The 12,690-nt window shown below is 53.0% G+C and carries 12 protein-coding genes; 4 read left to right on the top strand and 8 right to left on the bottom strand.

Going from position 1 to position 12,690, the window contains the following annotated elements; translation table 11 throughout:
* From ACFX4O_RS11290 to ACFX4O_RS11275, 4 genes are all read right to left on the bottom strand, one after another.
* Positions 1-1,536 carry a DHA2 family efflux MFS transporter permease subunit gene (locus tag ACFX4O_RS11290; protein WP_131409111.1) on the bottom strand — a complete coding sequence of 512 codons (1,536 nt, stop codon included), beginning with the start codon at positions 1,534-1,536 and terminating at the stop codon, positions 1-3.
* Between the two features lie 10 nt (positions 1,537-1,546).
* A complete protein-coding gene (locus tag ACFX4O_RS11285; protein WP_131409109.1) occupies positions 1,547-2,725 on the bottom strand; it encodes an efflux RND transporter periplasmic adaptor subunit in 1,179 nt (392 codons plus the stop codon).
* 22 nt (positions 2,726-2,747) lie between these two features.
* A complete protein-coding gene (locus ACFX4O_RS11280) occupies positions 2,748-3,203 on the bottom strand; it encodes a MarR family transcriptional regulator (protein WP_131409107.1) in 456 nt (151 codons plus the stop codon).
* Between the two features lie 146 nt (positions 3,204-3,349).
* On the bottom strand, positions 3,350-4,120 hold the full coding sequence (locus ACFX4O_RS11275; protein ID WP_380208765.1) for an HAD family hydrolase: 771 nt from the start codon (positions 4,118-4,120) through the stop codon (positions 3,350-3,352).
* Between the two features lie 646 nt (positions 4,121-4,766).
* On the opposite strand from ACFX4O_RS11275, the gene ACFX4O_RS11270 reads away from it, so the two are divergent.
* Together ACFX4O_RS11270 and ACFX4O_RS11265 are read left to right on the top strand one after the other, a co-directional pair.
* On the top strand, positions 4,767-5,273 hold the full coding sequence (locus ACFX4O_RS11270; RefSeq protein ID WP_380208763.1) for a ferritin-like domain-containing protein: 507 nt from the start codon (positions 4,767-4,769) through the stop codon (positions 5,271-5,273).
* Positions 5,274-5,300: 27 nt separating this feature from the next.
* On the top strand, positions 5,301-6,176 hold the full coding sequence (locus ACFX4O_RS11265) for a manganese catalase family protein (protein ID WP_380208761.1): 876 nt from the start codon (positions 5,301-5,303) through the stop codon (positions 6,174-6,176).
* A gap of 307 nt (positions 6,177-6,483) precedes the next feature.
* On the opposite strand, the gene ACFX4O_RS11260 is transcribed toward ACFX4O_RS11265, so the two are convergent.
* Positions 6,484-7,230, bottom strand: a complete 747-nt coding sequence (locus tag ACFX4O_RS11260; protein ID WP_380208759.1) for an OBAP family protein — start codon at positions 7,228-7,230, stop codon at positions 6,484-6,486.
* Positions 7,231-7,854: 624 nt separating this feature from the next.
* On the opposite strand from ACFX4O_RS11260, the gene katG reads away from it, so the two are divergent.
* A complete protein-coding gene (gene katG, locus ACFX4O_RS11255; RefSeq protein WP_380208757.1) occupies positions 7,855-10,038 on the top strand; it encodes a catalase/peroxidase HPI in 2,184 nt (727 codons plus the stop codon).
* 43 nt (positions 10,039-10,081) lie between these two features.
* Here the strand turns inward: katG and ACFX4O_RS11250 are convergent, their stop codons facing one another.
* Positions 10,082-10,483 carry a RidA family protein gene (locus tag ACFX4O_RS11250; RefSeq protein ID WP_380208755.1) on the bottom strand — a complete coding sequence of 134 codons (402 nt, stop codon included), beginning with the start codon at positions 10,481-10,483 and terminating at the stop codon, positions 10,082-10,084.
* 108 nt (positions 10,484-10,591) lie between these two features.
* Between ACFX4O_RS11250 and ACFX4O_RS11245 the strand changes: the two genes are divergently transcribed.
* Positions 10,592-11,197 carry a TetR/AcrR family transcriptional regulator gene (locus ACFX4O_RS11245; protein WP_380208753.1) on the top strand — a complete coding sequence of 202 codons (606 nt, stop codon included), beginning with the start codon at positions 10,592-10,594 and terminating at the stop codon, positions 11,195-11,197.
* A 233-nt stretch (positions 11,198-11,430) separates the two neighbouring features.
* Here the strand turns inward: ACFX4O_RS11245 and ACFX4O_RS11240 are convergent, their stop codons facing one another.
* Positions 11,431-11,634, bottom strand: coding sequence for a hypothetical protein (locus tag ACFX4O_RS11240; RefSeq protein WP_131409091.1), 204 nt, complete (start codon positions 11,632-11,634; stop codon positions 11,431-11,433).
* Between the two features lie 69 nt (positions 11,635-11,703).
* Positions 11,704-12,690: a cytochrome d ubiquinol oxidase subunit II gene (locus ACFX4O_RS11235; RefSeq protein WP_380208751.1), complete on the bottom strand. Its 987-nt coding sequence runs from the start codon at positions 12,688-12,690 to the stop codon at positions 11,704-11,706.

The following is a 12,690-nucleotide window of genomic DNA, read 5'->3' as shown; positions in this document are numbered from 1 at the left end:
TTAGTGTCCTGCCGATGGCGCGCCCGGCGCACCGGAACGCACAAACGGCGGGCGGGCAAACCAAATCACCACAATTAGCGCCATAAAACCCCAGCCCAACAGCCAGAAATAGTCGATGGTCGACAGCATATATGCCTGTTGTTCAATGGTTTTATCCACCGCCGCCAGATGCTGCTGCGTCACGCCGCCCATTTTATGCAGATAGTCGGTAGCGGCCGGGTTATAAACCGAGACGCTTTCCGTCAGGTTAGCGTGGTGGTAAACCTCGCGGCGCGACCAAATCCAGGTAGTGAGCGACGAAGCAAACGAGCCGCCCAATACACGGAAAAAGGTCGCCAGCCCGGAGCCTTCTGCCACTTCAGCACCGTGCAGATTCGACAGCACAATGGTGGTTATTGGCATAAAGAAAAACGCCACGCCGATCCCCATAAACATCTGCACTTCCGCCACGGTGCGGAAATCGACACTGGTATTAAACTGCGCGCGAATCAGGCAAGATGCGCCCATCGTCAGAAACGATAACGACGCCAGCAAGCGCAGATCCACTTTATGAGCATAACGACCGATAAACGGCGTTAACAACAGTGGCAAAAAGCCCATCGGCGCGGCGGCAAGCCCGGCCCAGATGGCGGTATACCCCATCTGAGTTTGCAACCACTGCGGCAGAATAATGTTGATGGCGAAAAAGGCCGCATAGCCAAGCGTCAGCGCCGCCGTGCCGATGGCGAAATTGCGCTCTTTAAACAGCCGCAAATTGACAATCGGGTGTTGCTCCCCCAGTTCCCAGATGACAAACGACACCAGCGCAATGGCGGAAAGCACCGACATCACAATGATTTCTGTGGCGTTGAACCAGTCCATGTCGTTGCCTTTATCCAGCACCACCTGCAACAAGCCCACCCCGAGCACCAGCAGCGCAATGCCGATGTAATCAATCGGCGAGTGGGACGTGGTTTCTTCGCGCTCGCGCAACTGCGTCCAGACCACGATGGCGGCGAAAATCCCGATCGGTACGTTGATATAGAAGATCCACGGCCACGAGTAATTGTCGGTGATCCAGCCGCCGGTAATCGGCCCGACAATCGGCGCGACCACGGTCACCATCGACAGTAATGCCAGCGCCATGCTGCGTTTGCTGGTCGGGAAAATCACCAACAACAGTGTCTGACACATCGGGAACATCGGCCCGGCGAAAAAGCCCTGCAACGCACGAAAAATAATCAGCTCCGTCATGCTGTGGGCAAACCCACACAGAAACGATGTCAGGGTAAACAGCGCCACCGAACCGACAAACAGCTTAAGCTGACCAAACCGACGCGTAAACCAGCCGGTCAGCGGCAGCGCGATGGCATTACACACCGCGAACGAAGTAATAACCCAAGTGCCCTGGTCTGAACTAACGCCAAGGTTACCGGCGATGGTCGGCAGCGCAACGTTCGCGATGGTGGTATCCAGCACCTGCATAAACGTCGCCAGCGACAGCGCAATCGTCGCCAGCAACAGGCTGGGTGGCGTAAACGCCGACTTATCTTGCATAACGTCTCTCTTAGCGGGCGTTGGACGCTACCGCCTGGCTGTTGTCATGAAGAATTTTCGCCACCATCTGATCGGCGTTTTCCAGTGCGTTCTGGTAAACGTCGGTGGTGAAGCGCGGTGCGGCAACCGTTTTGGGCGGCAGCAGATCGCCATCAACGTTACGAATATCCACGCGAGCGAACATCGACAGCCCCACGCGCAACGGATGCTTTTGCATGTCATGCGGGTCAAGTGTGATGCGCACCGGCAAACGCTGGATGATCTTGATCCAGTTCCCGCTGGCGTTTTGCGCCGGCAGCAGCGAAAACGCACTGCCGGTGCCGATGCCCAGGCTCTCAATGGTGCCGTGGTATTCAACATCATCACCGTAGAGATCGGCGGTCAGCGTCACTTTCTGCCCCAGACGCATGGTGTTCATCTGACTCTCTTTAAAGTTGGCATCCACCCACACCTGATCCAGCGGCACAATTGACATCAACGTGGTGCCAGAATCAACGCGCATACCCAACTGCACCGCACGTTTCGCGACAAACCCGCTTACCGGCGCAACAATGGTGCTGCGCGCGTTGTCGAGGTAACGCTGGCGCAAGGTGGCAATGGCGCTTTTGATTTCCGGGTGGCTGTCGATAACCGTGTCATCGGTCATCGCAAGGTTGGTGCTTAACGCTTGTTGCGCCGCGGCCAAATCGCTTTTCGCGGTGGCAACCGCGTCACGGTAGTGCGCTAAATCCTCAACGGAAATCGCGCCGCTGGTGGCGATTTTTTGCCGACGTGCATAGTCATTCTGCGCGGTTTGCAGCGCGGTTTGTTTCGCCGCAACCTGCGCACGGTAATTATCGACCGTGCTGTACAAGCCGCGCACCTGGCGCACGGTGCTGGCCAGGTTCGCTTCTGCCTGCTGCAGGGCGATTTCGGTGTCACTCGGATCCAGCAACACCAACGGCTGCCCTTTTTCGACGTAATCGCCTTCATCAACGGAAACCTGCGTCACCGTCCCGCCGATTTGCGGCGTTAAGGTCACCAGGTTTGCGTTGACATACGCATCGTCGGTGGTTTCGTAATAACGGGCATATAACAGATACCAGGCCAGACAGCCTGCGGCGATAAGCAGCAAAGCAACGAACAGGATAGCAAAGTTGCGATTACGTTTGCTCGGCGCACGTTCGGGTTGTGCAGATGAAGTTTGCATCTTGATACCTTTTCGGGACAACTTAGCGATGTGGACGAGTTGCCTCGTCCGGCAACATTTTTATTAGGAGTTCAACCAACAACCGCGACTCATCGGGGGTCAGGCGGTTAGTCAGCGTACTGAGAATCGAGGCCAGCGCCTCATTCTGAAATCGGTCGCAAATCACTCGCCCTTTGTCGGTCAGTTCGAGAATGACCTGCCGTTTATCTTCCGGGTTAGTGGTGCGCACAATGAGATCGCGCTTGACCATACGCTCAAGCATGCGACTCATCGCGCCGGCGTCCATCAGCAGGTTTTTGCTCACTTCAACCGGGCTATTGAAGCCTTTGTAGATACTTATCAATACCTTGAACTGTGCGGCAGTGATATCCGCAGAGGAAAAGTACTGGCTAATAAGCTGGTCTTTAAACTGGTTTGCCAGATGAATCAACAAACCGAGATGGAGTTTAGGGTTGGGAATATCCGCAGCGTTCGTCATGATATTTGCCTGGTCAATAATTACAATTGAAATTACTGACCAGGCAGTTAACTGTCAATGAATTGTCAAGATAAGCGCACATTTTGTCAGTACGCGGCTACATCGCACAAAGAAAAAGATGATCTAACCTGCTGTAATGTAAAGTCTTAAATGCGTGAGGCCAGTACCGCATTCGCTGCTTCGACAAACCCCACGCCACCTGGCCCACGGGTGATCCAGGCGGGTGCCTGAGGCAGCGAGTCAAGACACTCCCGCACGGTACTGACCCCCACCGAATGGCGGAAAAAAGCAAACATCGGTGCATCATTAAGTGAATCACCGGTATAAAGCACCGAGTCAGGATTGGTATCAATGTCGAGATTGTAGTGTTCACGCAGCACTTTTCGCGCCATGACCAGTTTGTCGTAACCGCCCAGCCAGCCGAGTAACCAGAGATTATTGACCGTGACACTGGCTCCGGCATTGCGCATACAGTTGATGATGGCGGCGTTTTGTTCGTTATCCGCCGTGCGGGAAAAGGCAATACTGGTCAATCTGAAGGGCTGGTCATCTGCCAGCGTGGCCGTGGGTATCTGGTGTTTTACGTCATCAATAATATGCGCTAATTGTTGGGTCAGTTTCGCCTGCACGTCGTGCCAGTAATGACGTGCAATCCTCTCCTGTGAACGGTGATAAAAAAGCCCGCCATTTTCGCCAATAACCCCCGCTACCGGCCACATTCGCGCCATTTGATCGCACCATCCAGCGGGTGCAGCGGTAACAGGCATAACGTGGATCCCCGCGCGTTGTAATTGCTCCAGCGCCAGGTATGTGGCAGCAGCCAGTTTTCCTTTGTATGTCAGGGTTTCGTCCATGTCCGTCAGGACAAAACGCACTGAGCGGAAAGTCGCGGCATGGGCATTTTCCAGTTGTTTCATGATGTTCTCCTCGTGGGCTATCAGGGTAACGAGCCATCCGCGCCCTGAACATCATTCTGGTTAGCAATAATTCTCATATGGAATAGCAACACCCTGCTTTTATAACGCGGGAAATAGAGTGGCTCAACTGCGCAATCTGGTGGCAATGCCCTTGCCGGGCGTGTTACAGGGCTGAGATAGTTCTTAAACTGGCTGGATATAACGCTATTAGCCGCTTGCTAAACGTAAAGAAATGTCAAAAAAGACCACTTAAAAGTCAGCATCCCCTGCCAAAAATAAGTGATAGTGACGCGTGTGATTAATGAAAACGAAAGCGCATTTCGCTAACTTATTAATTTTTAGCAAAATTTATTTTTAAAATAATAATCGCAAGCGAAGCGGTGTAGTGAAAATATATTCAACCACACCTATTTGCGCCTCGATTTGACTAAATGAGGCGAGTGTCTAAATTTAATATCAAACGACATACGCAAGCATGAAAATATAAAGAAAGAGGATATCAGGATTAATATTCACATATTTTCATCTACCCCGCGTTAATAAACGCCGCACAATTTCCCCTGATATTCTGTATTTATCGTATAGCTATTAATTACAGTAATAGCACCCTCTTTTTCTTATCCACTCAACCATGAAAGGATTAAATATGACGCCTCAAGAAAATTATCACGACTGGTTACGCGACGCACACGCAATGGAAAAACAAGCTGAATCCATGCTAAATGCCATGAGCAGTCGCATCGATAATTACCCCGATTTGCGTGCGAGAATTGAGCAACACTTAACGGAAACGCAAGGGCAAATAAAATTACTGGAAGCGGTGATGGATCGTAATGATATTAACCGTTCATTAATGAAAGATGCCACCAGCAAAATGGCGGCGATGGGTCAATCATTTGGCGGCATGTTTGCACCGGATGAAATTGTAAAAGGTGCAATCAGTAGCTATGTCTTCGAGCAATTTGAAATCGCCTGTTATACCTCGCTTATTTCCGCGGCTGAAAAAGCCGGTGATAGCGCCAACATTGATATATTCAAACAGATCCTGGCAGAAGAAAAAGCGATGGCCGAATGGGCGCTAAATCATATTCCGGATGTGACAGAACAATTTTTGCTGCGAAGTGCAGCGGAAGGCGTGGAAGCTAAAAAATAATTATTTTTACATTTCAGGAGGCAAGCAATGTTTCGTCATGTTAAGCAACTGCAATACACCGTGCGCGTCAGTGAACCGAACCCAGGGCTGGCCAACCTGCTGCTCGAACAGTTTGGCGGCCCGCAAGGCGAACTGGCTGCGGCATGCCGCTATTTCACCCAGGGGTTGGGAGATGAAGACGCCGGTCGCAAAGAGATGTTGATGGACATCGCGACAGAAGAACTCAGCCATCTGGAAATTATCGGTTCGCTGGTGGGCATGCTCAATAAAGGCGCAAAAGGTGAGCTGGCGGAAGGCACCGAAAATGAAGCAGAACTCTACCGCTCGTTAACCGAAAACGGTAATGACAGCCATATTACGTCGCTGCTGTACGGCGGTGGCCCCGCGCTGACCAACTCCGCAGGCGTCCCGTGGACGGCAGCCTATGTTGATACCATTGGTGAAGTGACCGCCGATTTGCGTTCGAATATCGCCGCGGAAGCGCGCGCGAAAATTATTCATGAGCGCTTAATCAATGTGACCGACGATCCGGGGGTAAAAGACGCGTTAGGTTTCCTGATGACGCGTGAAGCCGCGCATATGCTCTCTTTTGAAAAGGCGCTCTACTCGATTCGCAATAATTTCCCGCCAGGAAAATTACCGCCAATCGAACAGTACACCAACGTCTATTACAACATGTCGGAAGGTGACGATCCGCGCGGCAGTTGGAACAGCGATGAGAACTTTGAGTATGTCGCCGATCCACAACCGGCTGTCGACGGTGGTGACGGCTCCGCTACCACCACGCTCAGCCCGCAACAACTGGCGCTGGTAAAAGCGATGGCGGAACGCACTAAATCCGATCCGCGTGTTGATCCGCTTACCGGTGCCGAACTTGGCAACGGTGAACCCCAACCAAAATAAGCTCTCCCCAAAAGCATCTGCCTCGCAGATGCTTTTTTATCTATTTTGTAAGGCGCGCAACGCCTGCGCATCGTGGCTGCAAAACAGCCGGACGTCCTTACCTGCATTAGCGCCAGTTCACGCAGACATTGCTGGTTAACCCTTCTGGCAGAGTTCTCCATCTCTATCATCCATTGATAAAAACGCAGCCCCGCCATGCACTGTCGCTCCGGCAGCCCAATTTCACTGCTAAAACCATGCTTACCGCCGCGCAATAGCCAGCCCTGCGCCTGCGATGAACATTCGCATTTGGCCGCGTCGTGCATTATCAATGTGAATGTTGAGTGTCTTCGGAAAGATTAACGGGCCTGATTTGAATCACCTGCCCCTGTTCACAGGCATCCGCACCCTGTGCGACAGGATGCGCAGGAAGATCTGTGCGCTGTTGCTTGATAGCCGACGTGTTCACGCCGAAACGACGGTCGCGATCGGCAAGCAGCGCCGGATTGAGTTGCCCATCTTGTGTAAATCCCATCATTAACGCGGGCACGCCCAGCGGCAGCGTCTGGTCACGCTCCGTGTGCCAGGTATGCCAGGTCTTGCCGTAGGTATTCACGATATTGCCCATCAGCGCTTTTTCGGCAACAGCAGGCAAACCCGGCGCAATAAGCGAGCCGGATTTCACTTCATAGCGGTGGCTATGCCAGAGTTTTTTCTCCTCGGGCGGGAGCGTTTTGAAAAGCCGTTCACTGATGATGTATTCCACGCCCATTAGTCGTGCATTCGTGGTATTACCGTCATAGATCACCGCCTGCATAACATCATTATTTAGCACAGTGACATAGTGGTGGGCTTCCATTTGCCCTTTCCGATCGCCGTTATAAAAATGAAAGCCATCCAGGTACGTACTTATTGCCTCAATCGGCGGGCGAGATTGTATTAGCGCGGCGCCTGTTTCGAGGGTTTTCATTTTCCCGGAGGTTTTCTCTCCAGGTATAGCCGTTTGCGGCGCGCTATTATTGGCACCGCAGCCAACAAGCATCAGGGGAATAAGAAGATGTAAAGCCAGACGCATTGATCTTTTTCCTTAAAGTCAGGGGGAATAATCAGGGTAGCGCATGCTACGTATTCAGCCAGTTATATCGTAATGATGTCTGTCCACGTCGTTATTAGCGAAACGGTAAAAAATATCATATTGTGGATAAGATTATCCGCAAGTCCGGCCCGATAATGGTAAAAATAGTGTTACCTTAATCCATTTCTTTTTGAAGATATCCAGCAAAATGTTTTTGCGATATAGCATTTTATCAGCCACTCCGTTTCGGTCGTTTAAATTACCACTGCGCAGATAAAACATCAGCGAATTATTCCTGGTGAAGTTATGGATATATTTCAATAAAACCTCAGCGTTTAATTTCAACGCAAGAAATACACACCTTTGTTGTATGCCGTTACAGGCAGCGCCTGCTGTACCGGGGTTACGTCGTCACAAAAAATGCGCTACGCCCTGAAAAAAACCGTAACGGTAGTGGTGGAATTGCTAAGGTTTAGGAGTGGGTAGCGCAGTTAAGCGATTTGCGTCAAGTTTTTACCATTTTATAGAAAGGTATTAGCTATCAAATCTGTAGATTCATTCAAATACCTTTATCAGGAAGCAGTGTATATCGTAACGACAGAACACAAGCAAATGGAGCCCGATATGAGCACGTCAGACGATCAATCCCTCTCGTCATCCGTCGAGAAATGCCCCTTTCATAACAAAAGCAGCGAAAAAAGTGCAGGCCCTGTAACCGGTAACCGCGACTGGTGGCCTAACCAGTTGCGCGTAGATTTGCTAAACCAACACTCCAACCGTTCCAACCCGCTGGGTGAACACTTTAACTACCGTGAAGAGTTCAAAAAGCTGGATTACTCCGCGCTCAAAGCCGACATTCGCGGTGTGCTGACCGACTCCCAGGAGTGGTGGCCAGCAGACTGGGGCAGCTATATCGGCCTGTTTATTCGCATGGCCTGGCACAGCGCGGGCACGTATCGCACCGTCGATGGCCGTGGAGGTTCTGGTCGTGGCCAGCAGCGCTTCGCGCCGCTCAACTCGTGGCCGGATAACGTCAGCCTTGATAAAGCGCGACGTCTGTTGTGGCCGGTGAAACAAAAATATGGTCAACAAATCTCCTGGGGCGACCTGATTATTCTGGCGGGCAATGTGGCGCTGGAAAATGCCGGCTTCCGTACGTTCGGTTTTGGTGCCGGGCGTGAAGATATCTGGGAACCGGATATGGATGTCGACTGGGGTAATGAAAAAGAGTGGTTAAGCCATCGTCACCCGGAAAGCCTGGCGCAGGCTGCCATCGGCGCAACCGAAATGGGGCTGATTTACGTTAACCCGGAAGGCCCGAACGCCAGCGGCGAGCCGGTTTCCGCCGCCTCTGCCATTCGAGCCACCTTCGGCAACATGGGCATGAACGACGAAGAAACCGTCGCGCTGATCGCCGGTGGTCATACACTGGGCAAAACCCACGGTGCATCCACGCCGGATAACCATGTTGGACCAGAGCCAGAAGCCGCTCCGCTGGAAGCGCAGGGTCTGGGCTGGATGAGCAGTTACGGCAGCGGCGCAGGCGCAGATGCCATCACTTCCGGTCTGGAAGTGGCATGGACACAAACGCCAACCCAGTGGAGCAACTACTTCTTCGAAAACTTGTTCAAATATGAGTGGGTGCAAACCCGTAGCCCGGCGGGTGCTATCCAGTTTGAAGCGAAAGACGCTCCGGAAATTATCCCGGATCCGTTCGACCCGGAGAAAAAACGCAAACCCACCATGCTGGTGACCGACCTGACGCTGCGTTTCGACCCGGAATTTGAGAAGATTTCGCGCCGTTTCCTCAATGACCCGCAAGCATTTAATGAAGCCTTCGCCCGCGCATGGTTCAAACTGACTCACCGCGATATGGGGCCAAAATCTCGTTACATCGGTCCGGAAGTACCACAAGAAGATCTGATTTGGCAGGATCCGCTGCCAGCGGCGGTTCATCAGCCAAACGGTGCGGACATCGCTAACCTGAAAGCCGCCATTGCTGAATCCGGCTTGTCGGTGAGCGAACTGATTTCGGTCGCCTGGGCTTCTGCCTCCACCTTCCGTGGCGGCGATAAACGTGGCGGTGCGAACGGCGCGCGTCTGGCGTTAGCGCCGCAGAACGGCTGGGAAGTGAACGCCATCGCCGCGAAAGCACTGCCCGCGTTGCAAAGCATTCAGAAAACGCTGGCGAAAGCCTCGCTGGCGGATGTGATTGTGCTGGCGGGCGTGATTGGCGTCGAGAAAGCTGCGGCAGCGGCCGGTGTGCAAGTGAACGTGCCGTTTACGCCGGGACGTGTTGATGCGCGTCAGGATCAAACGGATGTGGACTCCTTTGCACTGATGGAGCCGCTGGCCGATGGTTTCCGTAACTATCGCCGCGTGTGGGATGGGATCAGCACGGAAACGCTGTTAATTGATAAAGCGCAGCAACTGACGCTCACCGCCCCGGAAATGACCGCGCTGGTTGGCGGTCTGCGTGTACTGGGCGCGAACTATGACGGCAGCAAGCACGGCGTCTTTACCGACCAGCCTGGCGTGCTGAGCACCGATTTCTTCGTCAATTTGCTGGATATGCGCACTGCATGGAAAGCCGCCGATGAGAAATCAGAGCTGTTTGAAGGTCGCGATCGCAAAAGCGGTGAAGTGAAATACACCGCCACGCGCGCCGACCTGGTGTTTGGCTCCAACTCGGTGCTGCGTGCGCTGGCTGAGGTTTACGCCAGCGCCGACGGCAAACAGAAATTCGTCACCGACTTTGTTGCTGCCTGGACAAAAGTGATGAATCTCGACCGCTTCGACCTGCTGTAATCTCACTCTTTATCCTCAAGCCTGCGACCTGTCGCAGGCTTTTTTATGCCGCGCGTTCAGGAATGCGCGCAATCACCTTAATTTCGAAATCAAAACCCGCCAGCCAGTTGACGCCCACGGCTGTCCAGTTCGGATATGGCGGTTGCGGGAAAATTGCCTGTTTGACTTCCATAATGGTGGCAAATTGGTTTTCCGGGTCCGTATGAAATGTGGTGACATCAATCAGGTCATCGAAGCCACACCCCGCCGCCGCGAGCGTGGCCTGTAAATTATCGAACGCGACGCGAACTTGCGCAGCGAAATCGGGCTCCGGGCTACCATCGGCACGGCTGCCAACCTGGCCGGAAACAAACAGCAAATCGCCGGAACGTATCGCGGCGGAATAACCATGTTGTTCATACAACGCATGGCGATGAGCAGGAAAAACGGGTTCGCGAGGGATCATAGGGTTACCTTTTGCCGGTTAATTTAAGATACACTTCGTATATGAAGTTAATCCACATACACTGCGTATGTCAATTCACATACGCGATGTATTTCAAATGGAGCCACTATGGCCGTAAAGCGTCGCGCGCAAACCATGGAAGAGAACCGCGCCAAACTTATCGCTGCTGCACGCAAGGCATTTGCCGAAAAAGGGTTTGCAGCGGCATCAATGGATGAATTGACCGCAAGTGTGGGCTTAACGCGCGGTGCGCTGTACCACAACTTTGGCGACAAACAGGGCTTGCTCGCCGCCGTGGTGGCGCAGGTCGATAGCGAAATGGCGCAGCGCGCAAAAATGCAGGCGCAAGCCACCAGCACTGCCTGGGATGCGCTGTTGGCTGAAGGTGTCGCCTATATCGAAATGGCGCTCGATCCGGAAATTCAGCGCATTGTGTTGCTCGATGGTCCGGCGTTTCTTGGGGATCCTTCGCGCTGGCAAAGTCAGAATGCTTGCCTGCAAGCCACTCGTGTTGCTGTGGCCAACATGGTGGCAAACGGCGAGATGAAAGCGGTGGATGTGGAATCCGCCGCGCGCTTGCTCAACGGCGCAGCGTTGAATGCCGCGTTATGGGTTGCCGCCAGTGATAACCCGCAACAGACCTTACCCAAAGTGATTGACGCGTTTATCTTGCTGGCAAATGGGCTGCGCGCAGAGAAAAAAAACCCGGCGTAATGCCGGGAATAATTTGGTAGATAACGAGTTTTAGCGTGGCGGCAAAGTGCGCCGCCGCGAAATCAGGGTAACAACAAATGAAGCCGCAAGCCGGATGGAGCAGAGTCAGTGGCAGGGCTCGCGGCTATTAAAAGGGATAAATATAACGCAGAGATGACACTGCTTCGGTTGCGAAAAATACGCCCGTCGCATGCACTCCCGTGCCACTGGTGAAGAATGCTACCCGAGTATGTTCAACCTGAAGCGGCTTCTTTCTCCAGTCTGAGCACAAAATGATTATCGTGACGGGCAATCTTCGCCCCGCTGTTGCCGTAGTTTGCCGAGAGCATAAAAAATGTATCCGCATCGACATCAAATGCCAACTCAACTTCCTGGTGTTTTCCTGAGCTAATCATTTGATATGCCTGCTTTAAATTATAAGCTTTTGCTATAGCCATGGATAAGTCTCCGCGCATGCTGTTGCTTACTGTAAATCTCGCCTTTACTTTATAGCCTGTTTTGCCGAACTAACCTGCAATTTTTCCACTGAAGATGCGAAAAACCCAGCTGTTATAAAGCAGCGTTACGGGCACCAGCAAGGCAAACGTCAGCAGCAGAAATTGTTGCGTGGCTGGTGGCGCGGCGGTCTGCGTAATGCTGAGAACAGGCGGCACAATCCACGGGAAGAGCGTAAACACCAGCGCACAAAAAGCACAACTGACCATCACTAACACGCCGGCAAGGGGTAAAAAAGGTCGACGCAAAATCAGACCAACCTCAGACAACGCCACCGCCAGTACGCCCACCAGTAACAGCGGCAACCAAAGCCAAATATTGAACAGATGCTGACGCCAGGTTTCATGCAGTTGCGTGGTCCACGCCAGCAATCCCGCCAGCAGCAACCCGGTGACGATGGCGAGCCACGACATCACTCGCCGCCCCCACGTTTCCAGCTCGCCAGTGCAGCGCCAGATTATCCACCCGGCGCCCATCAGGCTATATCCGCACACCAGCGCAAGGCCGCAATAGAGCGGAAAAGGACGCAGCCACTCGAAACCGCCGCCGGTAAATTGCCGCCCATCGGTGGAAATCCCCTGCAACAGCGAACCCACAATAATCCCTTGCGCAAGCGCTGCCAGTAGCGAACCAACCACCAGCATCAGGTCAAACAGCCGTGGCGCATAGTGGCGATACTCAATTGCCATGCCGCGCACCACCAGCGCCAGCAACATCATAAACACCGGGATATAGAGCGCGCTGAGGATAATGCTGTATGCCAGCGGGAAAAGCCCCAACAGGCCGCCCGCGGTGAGCACCAGCCAGGTTTCGTTGCCATCCCAGACCGGCAGCAAAGAGAGATTGATAACGTGCCGCGACTCCGGGCTGCGCTGAAATGCACACAGAATGCCGGTACCCAAATCCGTCCCATCAAGCAGAACATAGACCAGCAAACTGACCGCCAGTGCAGCGGCAGAAAGCGCATCAAGCCACGGCAAGCCTAAAATATCTGGCAT

The organism is Kosakonia sp. YIM B13571 (assembly GCF_042788095.1).
Lineage (GTDB): Bacteria > Pseudomonadota > Gammaproteobacteria > Enterobacterales > Enterobacteriaceae > Kosakonia > Kosakonia quasisacchari.
The sequence above is the reverse complement of the archived record's forward strand: the minus strand, read 5'-3'. Positions and strand labels throughout refer to the sequence as shown.

Bases quoted from the DNA above. Each gene is read 5' to 3' on its own strand.
- ACFX4O_RS11240 (WP_131409091.1), bottom strand. From the start codon at position 11,634: ATGGCTATAGCAAAAGCTTATAATTTAAAGCAGGCATATCAAATGATT.
- ACFX4O_RS11265 (WP_380208761.1), top strand. From the start codon at position 5,301: ATGTTTCGTCATGTTAAGCAACTGCAATACACCGTGCGCGTCAGTGAA.
- ACFX4O_RS11280 (WP_131409107.1), bottom strand. From the start codon at position 3,203: ATGACGAACGCTGCGGATATTCCCAACCCTAAACTCCATCTCGGTTTG.
- ACFX4O_RS11245 (WP_380208753.1), top strand. From the start codon at position 10,592: ATGGCCGTAAAGCGTCGCGCGCAAACCATGGAAGAGAACCGCGCCAAA.
- ACFX4O_RS11270 (WP_380208763.1), top strand. From the start codon at position 4,767: ATGACGCCTCAAGAAAATTATCACGACTGGTTACGCGACGCACACGCA.
- ACFX4O_RS11285 (WP_131409109.1), bottom strand. From the start codon at position 2,725: ATGCAAACTTCATCTGCACAACCCGAACGTGCGCCGAGCAAACGTAAT.
- katG (WP_380208757.1), top strand. From the start codon at position 7,855: ATGAGCACGTCAGACGATCAATCCCTCTCGTCATCCGTCGAGAAATGC.
- ACFX4O_RS11290 (WP_131409111.1), bottom strand. From the start codon at position 1,536: ATGCAAGATAAGTCGGCGTTTACGCCACCCAGCCTGTTGCTGGCGACG.
- ACFX4O_RS11235 (WP_380208751.1), bottom strand. From the start codon at position 12,690: ATGCCAGATATTTTAGGCTTGCCGTGGCTTGATGCGCTTTCTGCCGCT.
- ACFX4O_RS11275 (WP_380208765.1), bottom strand. From the start codon at position 4,120: ATGAAACAACTGGAAAATGCCCATGCCGCGACTTTCCGCTCAGTGCGT.
- ACFX4O_RS11260 (WP_380208759.1), bottom strand. From the start codon at position 7,230: ATGCGTCTGGCTTTACATCTTCTTATTCCCCTGATGCTTGTTGGCTGC.
- ACFX4O_RS11250 (WP_380208755.1), bottom strand. From the start codon at position 10,483: ATGATCCCTCGCGAACCCGTTTTTCCTGCTCATCGCCATGCGTTGTAT.